Below are 23,430 nucleotides of genomic sequence, written 5' to 3' on the forward strand. Positions count from 1 at the left end.
TGGCAAGAAGGTCACACCCGTTCCCATACCGAACACGGAAGTTAAGCTTCTTTGCGCCGATGGTAGTTGGGACTTTGTCCCTGTGAGAGTAGGACATTGCCAGGCTAACGAAGCACAACCTGATCAAGGTTGTGTTTTTTCGTATTGTTTGGAAAAAATAGTGAGGTAGGAACGGATAATAGGAGAATCATGCCCGTGCGGCGGTATTTTTATTAAAAGCACTATTATAACGGAATGTTAATTTCACTCTGTTCGAAAAATAAGCGGAGGAATTCCGTTTATTTTGTGAAATACCCATATTTCGCTTAAAATAAGCGGAGTTTTTCTACTTAAACGATCCAAATCGATGGATTTAGTCTTAATTAGAGCAGTTAGTCGGAATATCTCCGCTTATTTCTGTTCCTAAAGTCGCCCCTATAGACAATAACCGGAAATTCTCCGCCTATTTATACCCATACCTGTACCCACACCTACACGAAAAGCAACCATGAATTCACTTTTTCATTTATAGAGGTAACGATTATAGCATATTCCCCCTCATCCTTCTTACTAATAAAAAAGTACGAAGTGTTTTTGAAGAAATCATTACTAGACATACACCCAATCGCAGTTACCAACATAAGATATACTGAGGGATGCCCTGAAGAGTGAATAATTCTAAATTTTGTATACAATTATAAAATACCGGCAAGAATAGGTGTATGGAGGTGGTGTGATTGAATTCATTAGCACAATGTCATTATCACGAAACGTGCGTTATATGTGAGAACTTAAAACCAAAGGGGATACATCTATATACTTCATTTATTTGTACTGATTGTGAAAAAGATTTAATACAAACAGAAACACATGATCCAAAATATAAACATTATCTAAAACAACTTAAAAAAATTACAACACCTGAAATTTTTTCATAAAAAGTCCATTAGGGCTTTATTTTTTTGCGTCGCTATTTGTTAAAATGAATGAGACTCTTTTTAGGAGCGTAACGATGAACAAACAAAATCGAATACCCTTATATGAAGCATTAATTGAGCATAATCAAAAAAAAACAATTTCCTTTCATGTTCCAGGTCATAAATCCGGAGCTATTTTCCATCAGCAAGCCCAAACTATTTTTCAGGATATTCTAAAAATGGATGCCACCGAACTTACGGGACTAGATGATCTACACTCACCGGAGGGTGTAATAAAAGAAGCTGAAGAGTTATTAGCAGACCTATACCAGGTTAAGAAAAGCTTTTTTTTGATAAATGGATCTACCGTAGGGAATTTAGCGATGATCCTGTCTGTTTGTGAAAAAGACGATGTTATCCTCGTTCAAAGGAATTGCCATAAGTCAGTCTTAAATGCTCTAAAACTAGCAAAAGCACGCCCAGTATTTTTAGAACCGGATTATCATCAAGATTGGAAGACTGCAACGGGTGTATCTAAAGAAATTGTCGGAAAAGCTATTTCACTCTATCCAAAAGCAAAGGCAATGATATTAACCTATCCGAACTACTATGGAATGGTGTATGATTTAAAAAGTGTCATTGATCTTGCACATCTTCATAACATCCCTGTATTAGTGGATGAAGCACATGGTCCTCACTTTATTATTGGGGAGCCATTTCCAGCATCTGCGATCCAATTAGGCGCTGATATGGTCGTTCAATCGGCACATAAAACGCTCCCAGCGATGACAATGGGTTCTTACTTACATATAAACAGTGAACGGATTTACATCAACAGAGTTAGGGAGTACCTGCAGATACTTCAGTCGAGCAGTCCGTCATACGTAATTATGGCTTCACTGGATCTAGCACGAAATTATTTAGCTACATACGAACAAAGGGATATAGCATACTTACAAAGAGAAATAGCCCACTTTAAAAAGGAGCTATCAACGATCCAAAGTATAAAGGTACTAGAGTATCCTGACTCACTCGGGGATACATTAAAAGTAACTATACAGTCTAGGAGTAAGTTAAGCGGCTTCGAGCTTCAAAAAAGATTCGAAGAAATGGGTATTTATACAGAGTTAGCGGATCCATTTAACGTGCTGTTGGTTCTTCCATTATTGAAAGAAAATCAAGACTATCCATTCCTTGAAGCAAGCAGGAAAATAAAAGCGGCATTAGCAGACGTACCAATACACCCACTAGAGGAACAATTAAATATTTACACTGGTACTATCTCGGAGTTGTCCATTCCTTATGATAAATTGTCAGATGTTAAAAAGGAAGCAGTGGTAATATCAGAAGCTGCGGGACATGTGTGTGGAGAGACAATCATACCATATCCTCCAGGTATTCCCCTTCTGCTAATCGGAGAGCTGATCACCGAGGAAAAGATTAATCAGCTAATCCAACTAATGAATACGGGAGCAAGATTTCAAGGAGGCTCATTCCTAGATAAAAACCTAATACACATTATTAGGACAAGTTAAGATTTTGGAGGTTTACTATTGATGAAGAGCAGTTTTTTTATTACATTTGAAGGCCCTGATGGTGCAGGGAAGACAACTATCATTAGTATGGTAGCAAAGGAACTAAAAGATGCGTTATTAACGCGGGAACCAGGTGGTATTGATATTGCAGAACAAATCAGAACGGTTATTTTAGATAAGAACAACATAGCCATGGATGCTCGGACAGAAGCCTTACTCTATGCTGCTGCAAGAAGACAGCATTTAGTGGAAAAGGTTAAGCCTGCCTTAGAGGAAGGCAAAATTGTCTTGTGCGATCGGTTCGTGGATAGTTCATTAGCCTACCAAGGCCATGCTCGTGGTTTAGGAATTGATGAAGTGTTATCCATTAATCAATTTGCAATTGAAAAGATGATGCCTGATCTAACTATCTATTTTGATATTGAACCGGAGCTTGGTTTACAGCGAATTAACAAAAATAAAGGGCGAGAAGTAAATCGCTTAGATTTGGAACACCTTGAATTCCATAATCGTGTTAGAGAGGGTTATCACCTAGTAATGGAAAGATTTCCAGAGAGAATAGTAAAAATTGATGCGTCAGGAGAAGTAGGGGTTGTTTTTAAAAAAACAATGGAGCTTCTAAAAGAAAAAATAATCTAGTACGAGCCTTCTTTCGTAAGGCTTTTTTTCTTTTTAAGACAAATTTCAAAAGCACTCCCCGTAGAATATCAATGTGATAAGGACAAATACCTGTTATAATATAGGAAAGAGAAACGAGACTGTTAGTGAGGGGTTGGTAGAGATGAAACTTATCATCGCTGTTGTTCAAGATCAGGATAGCAACAGATTATCAAAAGCACTGGTTGATCATAATTTTAGAGCGACGAAGCTGGCAACTACAGGCGGCTTTTTGAAATCTGGCAATACCACCTTTATGATTGGCACAGAGGATATTCGTGTCGACCGTGCATTACAAATCATCAAAGATAACTGTAAATCACGGGATCAATTAGTGGCGCCTGTTTCCCCTATGGGTGGAAATGCAGATTCCTTTGTCCCTTACCCAGTCGAAGTTGAGGTAGGCGGTGCAACCGTTTTCGTTCTCCCAATTGAACAATATATGCATTTTTAAATCAATACTAATGGTAAGTGAGTGATGTACTTTGGTAAAAACATGGGATCAACTAGAGGAGCTGCAACCTACCGTCCTAAAAATGTTAAAGAACAGTTTGTTGAAGAATCGTGTAGCCCATGCCTATTTACTTGAGGGAATTAGAGGGACTGGGAAGAGGGAAATCGCCCTTCTAATCACGAAGGCTCTATTTTGTGTATCATTACTTGAAGGCTATAAACCATGTGAATCTTGTAATACATGCCGCCGGATTAATAGCGGCAATCATCCAGATGTCCATAAAGTAGCGCCTGATGGTTTATCAATAAAAAAACAACAAATCCAAGACCTCCAAGAGGAATTTTCTAAAAAAGGTGTAGAGTCGTCAAAAAAGGTTTATATGATTAGTGACGCTGACAAAATGAGTGTAAGCGCGGCGAATAGTTTACTAAAGTTTCTTGAGGAACCAAACTCACAAACTACAGCCTTTTTACTAACAGAGCAGCCGCAGCAGTTATTACCAACCATACTTTCGCGCTGCCAAATATTATCATTTAAACCATTGTCTCCACAAGCAATGATCAGTCAGTTGACTGAAAACGGCGTAAATCCAATGAAGGCACCACTATTAGCACAGCTAACAAATAGCCTAGATGAGGCATATGAATTAAATGTCGATGATTGGTTTGCACAAGCTCAAAAAATAGTGTTAAAATTGTATGAGGTGTTGAAAAAAGGTTCTTTAGAAGCAATGGTAACTCTTCAAGGGGATTGGTTCTCACACTTTAAAGAGAAAGAGCAGATAAATCGTGGTCTAGATCTTTTACTTCTTATTTTTAAGGATTTATTATATATACAATTAGATAAACAGGAGCAAATCGTCTTTAAAGCTGAAAGTGACCGGTTAAGACAATATGCTCTTGAAACATCCGGACGGCGGTTATCGGATCAAATGACGGCTATTCTCGAGGCAAAAAGGAAACTGGCGGCGAATATGAACCCGCAGCTAATGATGGAAGAGCTTGTGTTAAATTTGCAGGAGGGATCTTCATTTGTATGATGTTGTAGGAGTACGCTTTAAAAAAGCGGGAAAAATCTATTATTTTGATCCTGGAGACCTCTCAATTCAAAAAGATGACTTTGTGATTGTCGAAACGGTACGTGGGGTTGAATATGGCAAAGCTGTCGTTCCACGCAAACAGGTTGAGGAGCATGATGTTGTTTTACCATTAAAAAAGGTAGTAAGAATTGCAGATCATAAGGATCGAATGATCGTTGAAGAGAATAAACAAGCAGCCCAGGAAGCATATGATGTTTGCAATGAAAAAGTAAATGGACATCAACTAGATATGAAACTAGTGGATGTTGAATATACATTTGACCGAAACAAAGTGATTTTCTATTTTACTGCTGACGGCAGAGTTGATTTCCGTGAGTTAGTAAAAGATTTAGCAGCCATTTTTCGGACAAGAATTGAATTACGCCAAATCGGTGTCAGGGATGAGGCAAAAATGCTTGGAGGCATTGGCCCATGTGGAAGAATGCTTTGTTGTTCCACATTTTTAGGTGACTTTGACCCAGTGTCGATTAAGATGGCAAAGGATCAAAATCTATCTTTGAATCCTACTAAGATATCCGGATTATGCGGTAGACTTATGTGCTGTTTGAAATATGAGAATGATGAATATGAAGCTGCAAAAGAACAATTGCCTGATATAGGGGAAATGATTCAGACTCCTCAAGGTCGAGGTAAAGTAGTAGGATTAAATTTATTAGAGCGGGTACTTCAGGTGGAACTAAAGGAACAGGATAGAGTTCTGGAGTATACATTGGATGAAATCATTAAAGAAGGTGCCTTTTCTATACAATCCACAGATTAAGAGGTGGAAGGCGTGGATAAAAAAGAGATATTTGAATCAGTAAGTAACATGGAAACACAAATTGGACATCTTTACCAACAACTCGGGGAATTAAAGCAGCATTTAGCCGAAATACTAGAAGAAAATCATTATTTAAAGCTCGAAAATGAACATCTAAGGCGCCGTTTAGATGTAAGCACGGAGAAGGAAAAGAAGGTAGGGCAAGATAAAAAAGGGACAACTTCGCAAGTACCTCCTGGTGATCGAACTCTAGATATTGGCGAAGGCTACGATAACCTTGCTCGGCTTTATCAAGAGGGATTTCATATATGTAACTTGCATTTTGGAAGCTTGCGCAAGGAAGGGGATTGTTTATTTTGTCTCTCCTTTCTTAATAAGAAATAAATCGCAAAGAGGTTGACTCAGGTCAGCCTCATTTTTTTACATATTATAGAGGTGGAACGATGTGGTTATTTTAAAGGATGACGAACGGCTGGATTACTTGCTTGCTGAAAATTTAAGAATAATTCAAAGCCCGTCGGTTTTTGCTTTTTCACTTGATGCTGTCTTACTGGCTCGATTTGTGTATGTACCCATTCAAAAAGGAAATATTATTGACCTATGCAGTGGGAATGGGGTTATTCCTTTATTTCTAAGCGGCCGAACAAAGGGGACTATTACTGGTGTTGAGATTCAAGCGAGGCTTTATGATATGGCGGTAAGAAGTATTGACTATAATCATCTTCGAGACCGCCTTCAGATGATTCATGGAGATATAAAAGAGGTTCCTAAGCAGTTAGGGTATGGGAAATTTGATGTTGTTACCTGTAATCCACCATATTTCCCTACTCCCTCGAAGGATGAAATAAACCCGAATGAACATCTAGCCATTGCTCGACACGAAATACTATGTACACTTGAGGATGCGGTTAAGGCATCGAGTCAATTAGTAAAGCAGGGAGGAAAAGTTGCTTTTGTCCATCGTCCTGGAAGGTTGATGGATATCATTACCGCCATGCGTCAAAATCGTCTTGAACCTAAGCGCATTCAGTTTGTGTATCCAAAGCAAGGGAAAGAGGCAAATACATTATTAATTGAAGCAATAAAGGATGGCAGCCCTGATTTAAAAATACTTCCGCCAATGGTTGTCTATAATGAAGAAGGGGAATACACAGAGGAGATTAAAAGGATTTTATATGGTTGATACCTGGAGGTGATTATGATGTGGCAGCAAAAGAGTTTTGAGAATGAAGCACTAAAAGGAATCCTTTATCTTGTTCCGACCCCAATTGGTAATCTGGAGGACATGAGTTATCGTGCTGTAAGAATATTAAAAGAAGCCGATTTAATTGCTGCAGAAGATACAAGAAATACAAAAAAGCTCTGTAATTATTTCGAAATTCAAACACCAGTTGTGAGTTACCATGAACATAATAAGGAAGCGAGCGGTGAGAAGCTCATTCATAAGATTAAGGATGGCATGAAAATAGCTTTGGTGAGTGATGCAGGCATGCCTGCCATTTCCGATCCAGGATATGAGTTGGTAGAGGCAGCAATAAGTGAGAAAGTAACCGTTGTCCCATTACCTGGTGCAAATGCTGCTCTCCCAGCGTTAGTTGCCTCTGGACTTGCTTGCCAGCCCTTTTATTTTTATGGTTTCTTAAACCGAGGTAAAAGAGAAAAGAAAGCTGAGTTAGAAAAGGTAAAGAAACAAACAGGAACTCTGATTTTTTACGAGTCACCACACCGACTTAAAGAGACATTAACTAGTATGCATGGAATATTAGGAAATCGCAAAATTGCAATTTGTCGGGAGTTGACTAAAAAGTTTGAGGAATTTATTAGAGGCAGCTTAGAGGAAATTATTGTGTGGGCAAACCAGGATGAAATTCGTGGCGAATTTTGTTTAATTGTTGAAGGCGCAGATGAAAGTAAAGTAAAGGAAGAAGAAATAAGTTGGTGGGAATCCTTATCAATTGAGGAACATGTTAATCATTACATAAGTGTAAAAGAACTGCATTCAAAAGAGGCCATCAAACAAGCAGCCAAAGATCGAGGAATAAACAAACGTGAGGTATATCAGGCCTATCACATTGATTAGTAGCGCAAATCAACAGTCCAGTTTAAAACAGCCAAAAAAAGCTTCTCCCTTGTTAGGAGAAGCTTCGTCTATATTATTTTACTAATTCAAATTGATTTTGAATTTCTTTTACTAACAGTTCTGCGCCTTCCTTGCTAAGGATTAGTTTTCCGCCAGCAAGTGCTAAATTATCATCAGAGACTTCACCAGTTACTTGGCAAGTCATATTAGGTTTGTATTTCTTTAAGATAATGCGCTCGTCATCAACATAAATTTCAAGTGCATCCTTTTCAGCAATACCAAGTGTTCTTCTTAATTCGATTGGAATGACCACACGACCTAATTCATCAACTTTACGGACAATACCTGTAGATTTCATAATTACTAGCTCCTCTCATTTTGAACCTATTAATTTATCTTTCTATCAATTCGTCATAATTCGACATTATTTTTATAAACTTATAATACCAGTCATTCCATTTTTCGTCAATTACTTTATGGTAAAAACTAACTGGAAAAATTAGCTATCTTAAATAAAGTTGATTTATCAATAAATATTGGAATTAATTATAGATGAAATAAATTTTTAATATAATTGTTTATTAATAGTGTTATCGTGATGGATTGGAAAATTCGACAATTTTCTACAATTACCAATTCCATTACTAGTATAAAATTCGACAGAGAGATATACTTTTTGGGGGGAATTTAAAAATATATTTTCGTTTATATTTGGGTTTATTGCACAATGATTGGTTTTTGGGTATATTTTGATGATAGAAGAGGATGAAAAAGGCTATAATGATTTAATAGGAAAGCCGAATGCCTAAATTAGGAGGGTCTCAAATGCAGGAAAAATTAAAAACTTTTTATCTCACGACTCCGATTTATTATCCGAGCGGAAATTTACATATTGGCCATGCTTATACAACGGTGGCTGGTGATGCAATGGCACGCTATAAAAGAATGCGCGGCTTTGATGTCATGTATTTGACTGGAACAGACGAGCACGGTCAAAAAATTCAACGCGTCGCTGCGGAAAAGGGGATCACTCCACAGCAGTATGTGGATGAAATTGTCGACGGAATTAAGGACCTATGGAAAAAGCTTGATATTTCATATGATGACTTTATTCGTACGACAGAAGAAAGACATAAGCAGGTAGTCGAAAAAATGTTTACAAAACTGCTCGAACAAGGAGATATCTATCTTGATAAGTATGAGGGATGGTATTGTACTCCATGTGAATCCTTTTATACAGATCGTCAATTAGTTGATGGTAATTGTCCTGATTGTGGGAGACCAGTCGAGATTGTTAGAGAAGAATCCTACTTTTTTAAGATGAGTAAATATGCCGATCGACTGTTGCAATACTATGAAGAAAATCCCGAATTTATCCAGCCTGAATCCCGGAAAAATGAAATGATCAATAATTTTATTAAGCCTGGATTAGAGGATTTGGCTGTATCTCGTACAACGTTTGATTGGGGAATTAAAGTACCAGGAGATCCCAAGCATGTCATTTATGTATGGATTGATGCGCTATCAAACTATATTACTGCTCTTGGTTATGGCACGGAAAATGATAGTAAATATCTAAACTACTGGCCAGCAGATGTTCATCTCGTCGGAAAGGAAATTGTCCGTTTTCACACGATTTATTGGCCAATCATGTTAATGGCACTTGATCTGCCACTTCCTAAAAAGGTTTTTGCTCATGGCTGGCTCCTAATGAAGGATGGAAAAATGTCCAAATCGAAAGGGAATGTAGTTGACCCAGTTACCTTAATTGACCGATATGGCCTTGATGCACTTCGCTATTATTTACTAAGAGAGGTTCCGTTTGGTGCCGATGGAGTATTCACACCAGAGGGATTTGTCGAAAGAATCAATTTCGATTTAGCCAATGATCTTGGTAACTTATTAAATCGAACGGTTGCGATGATTGAAAAATATTTCGATGGTGTTGTTCCAACTTATTCTGGTTCTATAAGTGAATATGATGAAGCACTACTTCAAGTAAACCATGAAACAGTTACAAAAGTTGAGGAAGCCCTGGAGAAAATGGAGTTTTCTGTTGCATTGACATCGATTTGGCAATTAGTGAGCCGTACCAATAAATATATTGATGAAACCCAGCCATGGACGTTGGCAAAATCGGAAGAACGAAAAGATGAGTTGGCTAGTGTAATGGTGCATTTAGCTGAATCATTAAGGAGAACAGCTATACTTCTTCAGCCGTTCTTAACGGTGACCCCAAATGAGATTTTTGAACAGCTTGGAATGAATGAGGCGGAACTTAAGACTTGGGATAGTTTAACTAACTTCGGGTCTATTCCTAATGGCACCAAGGTTGCAAAGGGAAATCCTTTGTTCCCAAGACTGGAAATTGCAGATGAGGTTGAATTTATTCGCTCGAAAATGGGCGCTCCAGCTCCAGTAGTGAAAGAGAAACAGGAAGAAAAGCCGGAGGCGGTCGAGGAAATCGGTATTGATGATTTTATGAAAGTTGATTTGCGTGTGGCAGAAGTCATTCAAGCTGAACCAATAAAAAAGGCAGATAAGCTGCTAAAACTTCAATTGGACTTAGGCTATGAAAAACGCCAAGTGGTATCAGGTATTGCCCAATATTATAAACCAGAAGAATTAGTGGGCAAGAAGGTTATTTGTATTACGAACTTGAAACCAGTAAAGTTGCGTGGGGAACTGTCACAAGGCATGATCCTAGCTGGATCAAACGATGGCGTCCTGTCGCTGGCCACAGTTGACCAAACACTTCCTAATGGTTCAAAGGTAAAGTAAATAGGTAATTTGAAGAGCCTTTATAGGCTCTTTTAATTTGAGCAGTGTCTAGCTGCAGCGCCTAGGGGCTCGGGGTCATAAGCCAATCCGTCGAGAAGGTTAAAGAGCAACCTTCTCGCCGGCTCGTCTTATGCCTGTCGCCCCTGTGCAAGGCGCTTCCGCTTTGAATTGTTCCACGTGAAACAAATTTCGTGGCATTTCCATTTTTTCTTTCTACATTCGACAAGAAACAGCGGGAGAAATCTACAAAGGAGCTTGATTTATGCTATTTGATACACATGTACATTTAAATGCTGATCAATTTGAGGAAGACTTAGAAGAAGTGATACGTAGGGCGCAAGAGGCAGGCATATCTCATATGGTTTGTGTGGGCTTTGATCGTCCAACGATAAAAAGAGCGATGGAGCTGGCAGAGTCCTACGACTTTATCTATGCATGCGTTGGCTGGCATCCCGTAGATGCAATTGATATGACAGAAGAAGATCTGCTTTGGATAGAAGAATTAGCAGCCCATCCCAAGGTAGTGGCAATCGGCGAAATGGGATTAGATTATCATTGGGATAAGTCCCCTAAAGAGATTCAAAAAGAAGTATTCCGCAAACAAATTCATTTGGCGAAAAAAGTAAACCTGCCAATTGTCATTCATAATCGCGAGGCAACGGCTGATATTATGGAGATTTTGCGGGAAGAGGGGGCGGCAGAGGTTGGGGGAATTATGCATTGTTTTAGTGGAAGTCCAGAGGTTGCCATGGAATGTCTAAAAATGAATTTTTACATCTCACTTGGAGGTCCTGTAACCTTCAAAAATGCCAAAAAACCTAAAGAAGTGGCAGCTGTCGTCCCATTAGAAAAGCTGCTTATCGAAACAGACTGCCCTTATTTAGCGCCGCACCCATATCGAGGAAAACGTAATGAGCCGGGCTATGTAAAGTTAGTTGCAGAGCAAATTGCTGAAATAAAAGGCTTATCTTTTGAAGAAGTGGCAACCGTCACCACTGCGAATGCAAAAAAATTATTCGACATTAACTGATAGACAAGCATGTCGAAGTAAATAGAAGCTTGTCCAAACTTATTACTATAACTAAAAGTTCTACATACCTCCTTTTCTTCATAGGATAACCGTGTCGATAAGTTTCCCTTTGCAAATTTCCCAACTATATGCATAATAGGAAATACGTTCACAACAAATGCAGGGGTTGACAGCCGACAGCATGTTTCTCACTAATCTCTCCGAGAAAAGGAGGCGTTTTTCATCGTATTCAAACACATGAAAAACCTGTTTTCTAAGTCTTTGAGTAGAAAAAGGTTGGCAATCACTTTTGCTAGTTTTGTAGTTTTAGCAGCAACTCTGGGTTTTTCATACTATGAAGGATCTAAATATACCGTTGCATTAACTCTAAACGGACAGCAAAAAGTAATGAAAACACATGCCAATACGGTTAAGGATGTTTTAGCCCAACTGGATATACCAGTAAACTCAAAAGACTACTTGTCACCTTCAGCTGACGCTAGGGTGAAAGACAACCAAAAAATTGTCTTTAAACAAGCAAGGCAGGTTCACATTGTCCAAGACCACGAGAAAAAAACGATATGGACAACAGCAGGTACGGTCGAAGAGCTTCTAAAGGAGCAAAAAATTGTATTGAACGAACAGGACGAAATTTCATCAAGGCCGCAGGAAACAATCAAAAATAAGATGGAAATTAGCATCAAATCAGCTCTTCATCTTACACTAGTTGACGGCGGAAATGAGCAGCAGGTATGGTCTACTTCGGCTACGGTCGCTGACTTTTTAACACAACAGGGAATTAAACTAAACAAATTTGACCGAGTTGAACCGTCATTATCAGAGACAGTGAAAAAGGATGACGTTATTAACGTCATACGCGTAGAAAAAGTCACCGATGTAGTGGAAGAACCAGTTCAATTTGCCGTTATCACCAAGAAAGATGAGAGCTTAGAAAAAGGAAAAGAAACAACTGTTAAAGAAGGTAGACTTGGAGTTATTTCAAAAGAATATGAAGTCATCTTGGAAAACGGTAAAGAAGTTTCAAGAAAATTAATCGCTGAGCAGAGTCTTAGAGAGAAACTCGATAAAGTTGTGGCTGTCGGAACGAAGGAATTAGAATTTCAAGTTTCCCGTGGAGCAGAAACTGGAACAGAGTTTTATGTGAATACTACTGCCTATACAGCATATTGTAACGGCTGTTCAGGGAGAACGGCTTCGGGATTGGATTTGCGTGCCAATCCAAATGCAAAGGTAATTGCTGTAGACCCTCGTGTGATTCCCTTGGGAACAAAGGTTTACGTGGAAGGCTATGGCTATGCAATTGCTGCTGATACTGGAGGCGCCATAAAAGGACACAAAATTGATGTTTTCTTTCCAACCAAAACGGAAGCATTTCGCTGGGGAGTCAGAAAGGTCAAGATTAAAATTTTAGAATAAGCTTAACAGTGCAGAGGAATAGTAAAGCCTCTGCATTTTGCTTTGTTCTCAAATATTCATTATACTTACAAGGAAAACTATAGGCTATTTACCTAATAATATGAATGCATTTGATAATATAGACGATGGACATTACAAAAATGTTTCAATTATTTTTCAGTTTTTTATTATTGTTTTACGGAGGAAATAATGAGGATTAAGGAATTTATTGTAGTAGAAGGAAAAGATGATACTACAGCCATTAAACGGGCCGTTGTCGCCGATACGATTGAAACAAATGGTTCTGCCATCAATCAAGAAACGATTGAAAAAATCAAACGAGCCCAAGAAACAAGAGGTGTAATTATTTTTACAGATCCTGACTACCCAGGGGAAAAAATAAGGAAAACGATTGCCGAGCAAGTACCTGGAGCCAAGCATGCCTTTTTACCAAAAGAAGCTGCTATCGCTAAAAATGGCAAAGGTCTTGGTGTGGAACATGCACAGCTAGAGGCAATAAGGGATGCATTAAGAGACGCACAAATGATGACAGAGACGATTAATGAGGAAATTACCCAAGAAGATTTAATTACTGCAGGGCTCATTGGTGGAGCAGGTTCAAAAGATAGAAGGATTTTGTTGGGAAAACTTTTGAAAATTGGTTATACCAATGGAAAACAACTTTATAAACGGTTAATGATGTTCCAAATCAGCAGACAGGAATTTGCAGAAGCACTTGCAGTGGTCATACAGGAGGAAAAAAATGAGTAAAGACATTGCTACCCCAATACGAACACGAGCGATACTTGAAAAGTACGGTTTTTCTTTTAAGAAAAGCCTGGGCCAAAACTTTTTAATCGATACGAACATCTTACATAGAATAGTGGATTTTGCTGAAATGGGTGAAAATACGGGGGCAATTGAAATTGGCCCAGGTATTGGTGCTTTGACAGAGCAGCTTGCCCGCAGTAGTAAAAAAGTGGTTGCTTTTGAGATTGATCAAAGATTATTACCGATTTTGTCTGATACGCTTTCACCATATGAAAATGTAAAAATTATTCATAAGGATATTCTCGAGGCTGACGTTCAGGAAGTGATAGATACAGAATTTACAACTATCAATGATATTATGGTTGTCGCCAATCTGCCTTATTATGTGACTACTCCAATTATTATGAAACTTTTAGAGGAACAAATACCAATAAGAGGGATCGTGTGTATGCTTCAAAAAGAGGTCGCAGATCGCATTTCCGCAAAACCGGGGACAAAGGAGTACGGATCTCTTTCTATCGCTGTACAGTACTATACAAAGGCGGAGACGGTTATGATTGTCCCAAAGACTGTCTTCGTACCACAGCCTAATGTAGATTCAGCTGTAATCCGCTTAACAAGGCGGGAAAAGCCGGCAGTAATTGTAAAGGATGAAAGCTTCTTTTTCAAAGTAACACGAGCAAGTTTTGCTCAAAGAAGAAAAACATTGCTGAACAATTTAACAAGTCAACTCCCGGATGGGAAACAAAAAAAGGAAGAAATTTTAAGCGCGTTAAGCGCAGCCGAAATTGATCCGACGAGAAGAGGGGAAACTCTTTCTGTTGAGGAATTTGGCCGCTTGAGTGACGAATTGCTTACCTACTTTCAATAGGCCGCTATGGTCTATTTTTTTTTGAGTTGATCCTAAGTTCATTCACAAAGACATGTGTAGTTGCATAGCCTATCAAGAGAAAATTTTATTTGGAAGGCCTATATGCTGGTCTAATTGGAGTGACGGCAGTGGAAATAAAAATGATGGATATTGTCGGCAGACGATCCTATAACTGTGATATTCTATTCCGTGTCATTGATATTCAAGTACTAAATGGCCAGAGGTTTGCAGTCCTATATGGTGAAGATTTTCGCTTAGTGGCAGACGCACCTTACGAGGATCTGGTAGTTATTAACAAAAATGTTAGGTCCAAAATCATACAGGAATACAAATCCCTTGAAGAGCAATCCTTCCGGCTATTTGCACAGGACGTTGATTTATTAAAACAAAGGCAAGATTACGCGGCGACGGGCGGATATGCACATCCAGCCAATTACTTTCAAATTCCAGGGAAGGTTCTCCACCTAGATGGAGACTCTGATTACTTACAAAAGTGCATGACTTTATACGAGAAAATTGGTATTCCAGTCTATGGTATCCATTGTAACGAAAAGGAAATGCCAATTAAAATTGGCGGATTAATTGATCAATACCGTCCTGATATAATCGTTATTACTGGTCATGATGCCTATTCAAAGTCGAAGGGAAAGATGACAGATATTAATGCATACCGCCACTCAAAGCACTTCGTCCAAACTGTCAAAGAAGCCCGAAGGAAGATTCCTCATTTAGATCAACTCGTTATTTTTGCGGGTGCGTGTCAGTCACACTTTGAATCGTTAATACATGCAGGTGCAAATTTTGCAAGTTCCCCCTCACGAATTAATATCCATGCTCTGGATCCCGTTTATATTGTTGCAAAAATCAGCTTTACGCCATTTATGGAAAGTATCAATGTCTGGGATGTTTTGCGTAACACACTTACAGGAGAAAAAGGACTGGGAGGCATTGAAACAAAAGGAGTTTTACGAACAGGAATGCCTTATAATCCAGTCAAAGAAGATGAATCATAAGTCCCTGGGAAGAGAATAATAAGCTCTGAGACTTCGAGAACGGTCTAGCTTCAGGCCTCCACTTTTCGATTGGGCTTATTTTTTTTTTTTAACACATAATCCGCTATTATTAAGGTAATCATAATAATTGTTGAAAATTGGGAGAAAAAGTAGAAGAAAAGATATTGACAATCTTTTTGTCGGACTGATATAATTTTATGTTTTTATTTGACTTTGGTATGTAAGCGTGATATACTTTACACAGTGAGGTGGACCGAATGCCAAAAACCTTAGCCGATATCAAAAAGGCTCTTGATTCAAATTTAGGGAAAAGATTGTTACTCAAGGCAAACGGGGGACGTAGAAAAACAATCGAACGATCCGGCGTATTAGCCGAAACGTACCCTTCAGTTTTTGTAATTGAATTAGATCAAGAAGAGAACGCATTTGAACGGGTTTCATACAGCTATGCAGATGTACTGACTGAAACAGTTCAAATTACCTTCTATGAAGACACAGCAGGAAATGTAGCTTTAAGCTAAAATATAGGGCAATTTTTAAGGCAGAAAATCAAATGATTTTCTGCCTTTTGCTTTGAGTAAAATAAAAATTATTTCTAAATACATACTAATAGGGCCGTGAGTGTAAAAGGGGTTGTTTAGATGGCAAGAAGAAAAGGTGTCATGTCAACTCAATTTAAAGAAGAACTTGCAAAAGAGCTTGGCTTTTATGATGTTGTTCAAAGAGAGGGTTGGGGCGGCATCAGGGCCAAGGATGCAGGGAATATGGTAAAAAGAGCGGTTGAACTTGCTTCAGAACAGCTAATGAGAAACAACAGGAAGTCTTAAATTAGGCCATGCATAACCAGCAGCACTAGCTTCTCAATGTTTAAACAAAACGGGCACCACGGTAAAGGTCAGGGAGGAGGGATCCCTGGCCTTTAAATTTTATTCATAGACTTTTTTTCCTATTAGAGGTTTTGTGGTAAAATAGGAAAAAATATATGAACGATAGAAGTGTAGGTGTACGTAGTGAAAGTTTTAGTAAAAGCACCAGCCAAAATTAATTTATCTCTAGATGTTTTATATAAGCGTCCAGACGGTTTTCATGAAGTTGAAATGATCATGACAACGATTGATTTGGCGGACCGGGTGGAACTGGCATTATTAGAGCAGGACAAGATACAAATTATTTCCCATAACCGCTATGTTCCTGATGACCAACGGAACTTAGCCTACCAAGCAGCACAATTGTTAAAGGAACGCTTCCAAGTGAAAAAGGGGGTTCAGATATTAATTGAAAAAACAATCCCTGTTGCGGCAGGATTGGCTGGGGGAAGCAGTGATGCAGCTGCAACGCTAAGGGGTCTTAATAAACTTTGGAATCTTGGTTTAACGTTGGATGAATTAGCAAGTCTTGGTTCTGAAATTGGGTCAGATGTATCTTTTTGTGTGTATGGGGGGACAGCGTTAGCAAAGGGGAGAGGGGAAATGATCACGGATCTCCCTGCACCGCCAACATGTTGGGTTATTTTAGCGAAGCCTTTTATTGGTGTCTCAACCGCTGAGGTTTACCGACGTCTTGATTTAAATGGGATGAATCACCCAAGTATTAATGAAATGGTTAAAGCAATCCAACATAATGACTATCACAGTGTTTGTGAGAATGTTGGAAACGTCCTAGAAGACGTAACGTTAAAGCTTCATCCAGAAGTAGCACAAATCAAGGAGCAAATGAAGCGGTTTGGTGCAGACGCTGTTTTGATGAGTGGCAGCGGACCAACTGTCTTTGGTATTGTTCAGCATGATTCAAGAATGCATCGGATTTATAATGGTCTTAGAGGTTTTTGCGATCAGGTTTTTGCTGTAAGAATGCTAGGGGAAAGACACACTCTTGATTAAAAACGTACAAAAATGATAATCTTATATTAGAATATTCGTCTTTTGGGGGTCAGTAACCGTTATGAAGTTTCGCCGCAGTGAACGATTGATAGATATGACAAGCTATTTACTTGACCATCCGCGCCAGCTTGTACCGCTCACCTTTTTTGCCGAACGTTATTCTTCTGCTAAATCCTCGATTAGTGAAGACTTAGCAATCGTAAAAGAGACCTTTGAGCAAAGAGGAATCGGAACATTACAAACTGTTCCTGGTGCAGCGGGTGGAGTTAAATTTTATGTAAATGTAAGTGATGAAGAGGCAAGACCATTTGTAGATGAGTTATGTTCATTGATTGCCCATCCAGATCGACTTTTACCAGGAGGATACTTGTATTTAACGGATATATTGGGCGATCCGGCAATTGTCCAAAAAGCTGGTCGGATTATTGCTTCTCCATTTGTTAATACTAAAATTGATGTGGTTATGACCGTGGCAACAAAGGGGATTCCCTTGGCTTATGCTGTAGCGAGTCAGTTAAATACTCCCGTGGTCATCGTTAGACGAGATAGTAAAGTGACCGAAGGACCAACCGTAAGTATTAATTATGTTTCTGGTTCGGCAAAAAGAATCCAAACGATGGTTCTTTCAAAAAGGAGCCTTGCCCAAGGGTCGAGGGTCTTGATTGTCGACGATTTTATGAAGGCAGGCGGGACTGTAATGGGAATGATCAGCTTAATCGAGGAATTTAGTGGTACGGTAGCGGGTATTGCCGTTTTAGTTGAAGCTGAAAAAATGGAAGAGCGCCTGGTAGATGAATACAAATCACTTGTTAAACTGACAGATGTTGATGTGAAGGAAAAAAAGATTCGAGTTGAAGAAGGTAACTATTTTAAATAGTGAACGGAGGAATAATATGAAAGCTGTTCAAACAAACCAAGCGCCTGCTGCAATTGGACCATACTCACAAGGAATCATTGTAAACAATCTTTTCTTTAGCTCTGGCCAGATTCCGCTAACAGCAGAGGGAGTAATGACTCTTGGCGGCGTAAAGGAACAAACTCATCAGGTGTTTAAAAATTTGGCTGCCGTGCTTTCAGAAGCAGGGGCGTCATTTGATACCGTAGTAAAGGCAACCGTTTTTATAAAAAGTATGGATGACTTTGCTGCATTAAATGAAGTATATGGTGAATATTTTACCACGAATAAGCCTGCCCGTTCTTGTGTAGAGGTAGCACGTTTACCTAAAGATGCATTGGTTGAAATTGAAGTCATCGCGCTCGTAAAGTAATCGAGCGTGTTTTTCTTATTACCACCATATTAATATATCTGACTTTTAGAAATGTTCATTATTTTTCCTAAAATATTTTAAAAATATTAATATAAAAGAAGGATTTACTAGATTCCGTGTTGAATTAAGTACACTAGCTTTTTAACATAAGAAAAGGGTGTGAGCACATGGAAGTAACAGACGTAAGATTACGCCGCGTTACCACGGACGGTCGTATGAGAGCCATCGCATCAATTACATTAGATAATGAATTTGTTGTTCATGACATTCGTGTGATCGACGGAAATAATGGTTTGTTTGTCGCAATGCCAAGTAAACGTACTCCAGATGGAGAATTTCGTGATATTGCGCATCCAATCAATTCAGGAACGCGCGGTAAAATTCAAGAGGCTGTTTTGGCAGAGTATCATCGTTTAGGTGAATTAGAAGTAGAATTTGAAGAAGCCGGAGCTTCCTAGAAAGAATATTTCAACTAGAGCCTACTACATAAGTAGTGCTCTTTTTTTATGCCCCTATTCCCCCAAAGTTCCGCCTCTGTTTTTTTTCAAAATAACAAATTTGTACACTTTTCTTACATTCCTTGAAATGGCTAACTATTTACGTTAATATTTTTAATGGATAAGGCTGATTTCATAAAGATTGTTGTTAAAATCCTAAAGCGATTTTAATCTCAAAAAGCAACAAGGTATAAGAAAAGAGCCATGGATAAAAAGCTAAAATGGAGGACTTGAACATGTCTAAACGTTATGCTGTGATTTTGGCCGCAGGACAAGGTACCCGGATGAAATCAAAGCTTTATAAAGTATTACATCCCGTATGTGGTAAGGCGATGGTTCAACATGTTGTAGATCATGTTAAGTCGATAAACATTCAAGAAATGGTTACGGTCATTGGCCATGGAGCCGACTTAGTAAAAGCCCAATTAGGCGATGTGAGTCATTATGCCCTTCAAGAAGAGCAGCTCGGGACTGCACATGCTGTCATGCAGGCACAAAGCTTGCTTGAGAACAAAGATGGAATTACCATTGTCGTTTGCGGTGATACCCCGTTGATTAAAGCAGAAACGATGGAGTTATTATTTACGCACCATGAAGAGATGGCAGCAAAAGCAACGATTCTTACAGCGAAAATCGATGACCCGACAGGATATGGCCGGATTGTTCGAAACGAAAAGGGTCTTGTTGAGAAAATTGTTGAACATAAAGATGCAACAGAGGCTGAACGAGAAATAAATGAAATTAACACAGGAACTTATTGCTTTGACAATGCTGCGCTGTTTCAAGCGTTAAAAAGGGTTTCAAATGATAATGTTCAAGGCGAGTATTACCTTCCTGATGTTGTAGAAATCTTGAAAAGTCAGGGAGAAGTGGTCACGGCTTTCCAAACAAGTGATTTTGAAGAAACGTTAGGTGTAAATGACAGAGTCGCTTTGGCAGAAGCAGAAAGAATCATGCGAAGCCGTATCAATGAAAATCATATGCGGAATGGAGTCACCATCCTTGATCCTATGAATACATACATTGAATCAGATGTTGTTATTGGTCAGGATACCATCATTCTTCCGGGTACAGTCCTAAAAGGCAGCACGGTGATTGGTACCGACTGCCAAATTGGACCTAACACAGAAATTGATACATGCCAAGTAGGAAATGAAACGGTAATTCGTCAATCTGCTGCTTATAATAGCACGATTGGATCACAGGTTAATATTGGTCCATTTGCTCATATCAGACCTGATTCATCCATCAGTGATGAGGTGAAAATCGGAAACTTTGTTGAAATCAAGAAGGCTGTTTTTGGTAAGGGAAGTAAAGCTTCACATCTAAGCTATATTGGTGATGCTGAAGTTGGGAATAATGTTAATATCGGCTGTGGCTCGATAACCGTTAATTATGATGGTAAAAATAAATATTTAACGAAGATTGAGGATGAAGTTTTTATTGGCTGTAATTCAAATCTAGTAGCACCTGTAACCGTTGGAAAGGGAGCTTATGTAGCTGCCGGCTCAACGATAACAAAGGATGTCCCTAGTAATGCACTGTCCATAGCCCGTTCGCAACAAGTAAACAAAGAAAATTATGTTAATAAGCTTAATCTGAAAAATAAATAGATATTGGAGGGCAATATGTCGAATCAATACTTAGATCCAAACTTAAAGGTATTCAGTCTAAATTCAAATCTTCCGTTAGCAAAAGAAATAGCCAAAGTGATTGGTATTGAACTAGGAAAAATCTCTGTAACAAGATTTAGTGACGGGGAAATTCAAATTAATATTGAAGAGAGTATCCGCGGCTGTGATGTATATGTCATTCAATCGACTAGTTCACCTGTTAATGAAAATATTATGGAATTGTTAATCATGATAGACGCTCTAAAAAGGGCCTCTGCAAAGACCATTAATCTTGTTATGCCATACTATGGATATGCTCGTCAGGACCGTAAAGCACGGGCACGTGAACCGATTACGGCTAAATTAGTAGCAAACCTTCTTGAAACGGCAGGCGCCACTCGTGTAATCTGCTTAGATTTACATGCACCGCAGATTCAAGGATTCTTTGAAATCCCAAGTGACCATTTAATGGGTGTACCCATTTTAGCAGAATACTTTAAACAGAGGGAATTTAATGGTGACCTTGTTATCGTTTCTCCTGACCATGGCGGTGTTACGAGAGCAAGAAAATTAGCAGAACGATTAAAAGCACCAATTGCGATTATTGATAAACGTCGCCCGCGGCCCAATGTGGCTGAGGTGATGAATATTGTTGGTAATATTGAAGGGAAAATTGCCATCTTAATCGATGATATCATTGACACAGCAGGAACGATTACACTTGCAGCTAATGCATTAGTCGAGAATGGCGCGAAAGAAGTGTATGCTTGCTGCACACACCCTGTATTGTCTGGACCTGCCATTGACAGAATTCAAAATTCTAACATCAAAGAATTAGTCATTACCAATTCAATTGCTCTTCCAGAAGAGAAAAAGTCAGATAAAATTGTTCATCTTTCTGTGGCACCATTAATGGGCGAAGCCATTATCCGCGTCCATGAAGAACAATCGGTGAGTACATTATTTGATTGATAATTGATTTTGTAGAAATATATAGTTTAGACCTTCCTGTTTTGGGGAATTTTTATAGAGATAGTTATTGTACAAAACTAGGAAGGTGACTAAAAGATATGAGTACTATTTTACAAGCAATGGAACGTAAGGAACTGCGTACTTCAGAGTTAAGAAGGATTAGAAACAATGGTAATATCCCTGCCATTATTTATGGGCGAAGTGTTGAAAGTAAACCCGTATATGTAAGTTCAGCAGATTTAACAAAAACGATTCGTCATGTGGGCAGAAATGGTGTTATTTCTCTTGATGTTGAGGGTGTTAAGCAGGATGTTGTCTTAAGTGATTATCAAGAGGATAGTATCAAAAGGGAAATTATCCATGTCGATTTTCTTGCAGTGGATAAATCGTCAAAAATAACGGTAACGGTAAGGCTTGTCTTAACGGGAGATGCAGCTGGTGTGAAGGATGGCGGTGTCCTGCAGCAGCCTGTACATGAATTATCGATTACATCCACTCCAAATGAGATTCCACAGCAAATTGAAGTGGATGTAACGACCCTGCAGGTAGGTGAAACCTTAAAAATCTCCGATATCCTCTATCAAGGTTCATTTACCATTAACCATGAGGAAGAGGAAGTAATTGCAAGTATTCTCCCTCCTAGACAAGAAGAGGAGATCAATGCAGGAGAGCAGCAAGAAGGCGGCCATCCTGATAACGAAGAAGGCAGAGAAACCAAACCAGTTGGACAATAATAAGGCAGACGTAACCTGAACAAGGTTACGTCTTTTGTCGCATGAATAGCCTTAATCAAAAAAAAGACGTATTATTAAGTGAGGGAGATTCGAATGCTCCGAAAATTAATCAACAGGTGGACTGGACCGAAAGAGAGGGCAAGAATGAAATTAATTGTTGGTTTGGGGAACCCTGGTAAGCAATTTGAAAAAACGAGACATAATATTGGATTTGAAGTAATTGATGAATTAGCCCAGCAATTATCCATTCCCTTAAATCAATCTAAATTTAAAGGATTATTTGGAATCGGATTTCATAATGGTGAAAAGGTCATCCTATTAAAACCGCTCACCTATATGAACCTATCTGGAGAGTCGATTAGAGCGATTATGGATTATTATCAGATAGATGTAGATGATTTTGTGGTGATCTATGATGATCTTGACCTGCCAGTTGGAAAAATTAGGCTTCGTCAAAAGGGGAGTGCAGGCGGTCATAATGGGATAAAATCAACCGTAGCACATCTTGGAACCCAAGAATTCAACAGAATACGAATTGGAATTGATCGACCTAAAAATGGTATGAAGGTTCCAGATTATGTGTTAGGACGTTTTCATGAGGAAGAATTGATTTTAACAAAAGACGCTGTACAAAAGAGTGCCGAAGCATGTAAAACATGGATAGAAAGACCATTCCTACAGGTAATGAACGAATTTAATCAGTAATTGTTCTTGGGATAACCTGTTCAATCATAGAATAAACCAACTCTCTTTTTCTAAAAGAAATAAATGAATAACTTCCCTGTTTGCAGTAAATACTAGTATCAAAAGTAGCAATAGGGAGGGTATCAGAGTGTCTATTCATTACCATTGTCGTCATTGTGGAACAAACTTAGGTTCTATTGAACAGTCATCGATACACAGCGAAGCACTTGGACTTCATAAATTAACGGAACAAGAAAGGCAAGAGATGGTTGCGTATGATATGACTGGTAATATACACATAACTGCTATTTGTGAAGATTGTCAGGAAGCGTTAGAAAGAAATCCAGATTATCATCAATATGATTTCCTCATTCATTAAAAAACCCGCTTTGGAAAGCACTCCAAAGCATTTTTCTATTTTTTCTTAAGGCTCTTTTCTT

Annotated in this window: 27 protein-coding genes and 1 rRNA gene; 27 read left to right on the forward strand and 1 reads right to left on the reverse strand. The window is 38.7% G+C overall.

Annotated elements, in window-relative coordinates:
* The 10 genes from rrf to rsmI all read left to right on the forward strand — a co-directional run.
* A 5S ribosomal RNA gene (rrf, locus tag BLR86_RS24015) occupies positions 1-105 on the forward strand; the annotation flags it as partial.
* Positions 106-716: 611 nt separating this feature from the next.
* Complete coding sequence (locus tag BLR86_RS24020; protein WP_090767864.1) at positions 717-917, forward strand: sigma factor G inhibitor Gin; 201 nt, start codon at positions 717-719, stop codon at positions 915-917.
* A gap of 74 nt (positions 918-991) precedes the next feature.
* Positions 992-2,431 (forward strand): aminotransferase class I/II-fold pyridoxal phosphate-dependent enzyme, encoded by a 1,440-nt coding sequence (locus BLR86_RS24025; RefSeq protein ID WP_090767867.1) that lies wholly within the window; start codon positions 992-994, stop codon positions 2,429-2,431.
* Positions 2,432-2,452: 21 nt separating this feature from the next.
* On the forward strand, positions 2,453-3,070 hold the full coding sequence (tmk, locus tag BLR86_RS24030; protein WP_090767869.1) for a dTMP kinase: 618 nt from the start codon (positions 2,453-2,455) through the stop codon (positions 3,068-3,070).
* 142 nt (positions 3,071-3,212) lie between these two features.
* Positions 3,213-3,542: a cyclic-di-AMP receptor gene (locus tag BLR86_RS24035; protein ID WP_090767872.1), complete on the forward strand. Its 330-nt coding sequence runs from the start codon at positions 3,213-3,215 to the stop codon at positions 3,540-3,542.
* A 31-nt stretch (positions 3,543-3,573) separates the two neighbouring features.
* Positions 3,574-4,581: a DNA polymerase III subunit delta' gene (gene holB, locus BLR86_RS24040; RefSeq protein ID WP_090767875.1), complete on the forward strand. Its 1,008-nt coding sequence runs from the start codon at positions 3,574-3,576 to the stop codon at positions 4,579-4,581.
* Positions 4,574-5,401 (forward strand): PSP1 domain-containing protein, encoded by an 828-nt coding sequence (locus tag BLR86_RS24045; RefSeq protein WP_090767878.1) that lies wholly within the window; start codon positions 4,574-4,576, stop codon positions 5,399-5,401. The genes holB and BLR86_RS24045 overlap by 8 nt, the downstream gene beginning before the upstream one ends.
* Positions 5,402-5,413: 12 nt before the next feature.
* The gene (gene yabA / locus BLR86_RS24050; RefSeq protein ID WP_090767881.1) at positions 5,414-5,785 is read left to right on the forward strand and encodes a DNA replication initiation control protein YabA; all 372 of its coding nucleotides are present in this window, start codon (positions 5,414-5,416) and stop codon (positions 5,783-5,785) included.
* 61 nt (positions 5,786-5,846) lie between these two features.
* Positions 5,847-6,584 carry a tRNA1(Val) (adenine(37)-N6)-methyltransferase gene (locus BLR86_RS24055; RefSeq protein ID WP_090767884.1) on the forward strand — a complete coding sequence of 246 codons (738 nt, stop codon included), beginning with the start codon at positions 5,847-5,849 and terminating at the stop codon, positions 6,582-6,584.
* 18 nt (positions 6,585-6,602) lie between these two features.
* Positions 6,603-7,481, forward strand: a complete 879-nt coding sequence (gene rsmI, locus BLR86_RS24060) for a 16S rRNA (cytidine(1402)-2'-O)-methyltransferase (protein WP_090767887.1) — start codon at positions 6,603-6,605, stop codon at positions 7,479-7,481.
* A 73-nt stretch (positions 7,482-7,554) separates the two neighbouring features.
* On the opposite strand, the gene BLR86_RS24065 is transcribed toward rsmI, so the two are convergent.
* A complete protein-coding gene (locus BLR86_RS24065) occupies positions 7,555-7,839 on the reverse strand; it encodes an AbrB/MazE/SpoVT family DNA-binding domain-containing protein (RefSeq protein WP_090767890.1) in 285 nt (94 codons plus the stop codon).
* Positions 7,840-8,306: 467 nt separating this feature from the next.
* Between BLR86_RS24065 and metG the strand changes: the two genes are divergently transcribed.
* From metG to BLR86_RS24150, 17 genes are all read left to right on the forward strand, one after another.
* Positions 8,307-10,262: a methionine--tRNA ligase gene (gene metG, locus BLR86_RS24070; protein ID WP_090767892.1), complete on the forward strand. Its 1,956-nt coding sequence runs from the start codon at positions 8,307-8,309 to the stop codon at positions 10,260-10,262.
* Between the two features lie 262 nt (positions 10,263-10,524).
* Positions 10,525-11,292 (forward strand): TatD family hydrolase, encoded by a 768-nt coding sequence (locus BLR86_RS24075; protein WP_090767894.1) that lies wholly within the window; start codon positions 10,525-10,527, stop codon positions 11,290-11,292.
* A gap of 237 nt (positions 11,293-11,529) precedes the next feature.
* The gene (locus BLR86_RS24080) at positions 11,530-12,708 is read left to right on the forward strand and encodes a G5 and 3D domain-containing protein (protein WP_090767897.1); all 1,179 of its coding nucleotides are present in this window, start codon (positions 11,530-11,532) and stop codon (positions 12,706-12,708) included.
* Between the two features lie 189 nt (positions 12,709-12,897).
* Entirely contained in the window at positions 12,898-13,458 is a 561-nt protein-coding gene (rnmV, locus tag BLR86_RS24085; protein WP_090767900.1) for a ribonuclease M5, read from the forward strand.
* Complete coding sequence (rsmA, locus tag BLR86_RS24090) at positions 13,451-14,329, forward strand: 16S rRNA (adenine(1518)-N(6)/adenine(1519)-N(6))-dimethyltransferase RsmA (protein ID WP_090767903.1); 879 nt, start codon at positions 13,451-13,453, stop codon at positions 14,327-14,329. The genes rnmV and rsmA overlap by 8 nt, the downstream gene beginning before the upstream one ends.
* A gap of 128 nt (positions 14,330-14,457) precedes the next feature.
* Entirely contained in the window at positions 14,458-15,342 is an 885-nt protein-coding gene (yabG, locus tag BLR86_RS24095) for a sporulation peptidase YabG (RefSeq protein WP_090768007.1), read from the forward strand.
* Positions 15,343-15,599: 257 nt separating this feature from the next.
* Positions 15,600-15,863: a biofilm formation stimulator Veg gene (gene veg / locus BLR86_RS24100; protein ID WP_090767906.1), complete on the forward strand. Its 264-nt coding sequence runs from the start codon at positions 15,600-15,602 to the stop codon at positions 15,861-15,863.
* A 141-nt stretch (positions 15,864-16,004) separates the two neighbouring features.
* A complete protein-coding gene (locus tag BLR86_RS24105; RefSeq protein ID WP_139185723.1) occupies positions 16,005-16,169 on the forward strand; it encodes a small, acid-soluble spore protein, alpha/beta type in 165 nt (54 codons plus the stop codon).
* Between the two features lie 183 nt (positions 16,170-16,352).
* A complete protein-coding gene (gene ispE, locus BLR86_RS24110; RefSeq protein WP_090767912.1) occupies positions 16,353-17,222 on the forward strand; it encodes a 4-(cytidine 5'-diphospho)-2-C-methyl-D-erythritol kinase in 870 nt (289 codons plus the stop codon).
* Positions 17,223-17,283: 61 nt separating this feature from the next.
* Complete coding sequence (gene purR, locus BLR86_RS24115; protein WP_090767915.1) at positions 17,284-18,099, forward strand: pur operon repressor; 816 nt, start codon at positions 17,284-17,286, stop codon at positions 18,097-18,099.
* A 16-nt stretch (positions 18,100-18,115) separates the two neighbouring features.
* Positions 18,116-18,490, forward strand: coding sequence for a RidA family protein (locus tag BLR86_RS24120; protein ID WP_090767917.1), 375 nt, complete (start codon positions 18,116-18,118; stop codon positions 18,488-18,490).
* Between the two features lie 167 nt (positions 18,491-18,657).
* Entirely contained in the window at positions 18,658-18,948 is a 291-nt protein-coding gene (gene spoVG / locus BLR86_RS24125; protein WP_027322572.1) for a septation regulator SpoVG, read from the forward strand.
* Between the two features lie 275 nt (positions 18,949-19,223).
* Positions 19,224-20,600 (forward strand): bifunctional UDP-N-acetylglucosamine diphosphorylase/glucosamine-1-phosphate N-acetyltransferase GlmU, encoded by a 1,377-nt coding sequence (gene glmU, locus BLR86_RS24130; RefSeq protein ID WP_090767919.1) that lies wholly within the window; start codon positions 19,224-19,226, stop codon positions 20,598-20,600.
* A gap of 15 nt (positions 20,601-20,615) precedes the next feature.
* Positions 20,616-21,572: a ribose-phosphate diphosphokinase gene (locus tag BLR86_RS24135; RefSeq protein ID WP_090767922.1), complete on the forward strand. Its 957-nt coding sequence runs from the start codon at positions 20,616-20,618 to the stop codon at positions 21,570-21,572.
* Between the two features lie 98 nt (positions 21,573-21,670).
* Positions 21,671-22,306 (forward strand): 50S ribosomal protein L25/general stress protein Ctc, encoded by a 636-nt coding sequence (locus BLR86_RS24140; protein WP_090767924.1) that lies wholly within the window; start codon positions 21,671-21,673, stop codon positions 22,304-22,306.
* 144 nt (positions 22,307-22,450) lie between these two features.
* Positions 22,451-23,011: an aminoacyl-tRNA hydrolase gene (gene pth / locus BLR86_RS24145; protein ID WP_090768009.1), complete on the forward strand. Its 561-nt coding sequence runs from the start codon at positions 22,451-22,453 to the stop codon at positions 23,009-23,011.
* Positions 23,012-23,138: 127 nt separating this feature from the next.
* Positions 23,139-23,369, forward strand: coding sequence for an anti-sigma-F factor Fin (locus tag BLR86_RS24150; RefSeq protein WP_090767926.1), 231 nt, complete (start codon positions 23,139-23,141; stop codon positions 23,367-23,369).
* Positions 23,370-23,430 lie beyond the last annotated feature (61 nt).

Origin of the sequence: Bacillus sp. OK048, from assembly GCF_900103525.1 — a bacterium.
Classification (GTDB): domain Bacteria; phylum Bacillota; class Bacilli; order Bacillales; family Cytobacillaceae; genus Neobacillus.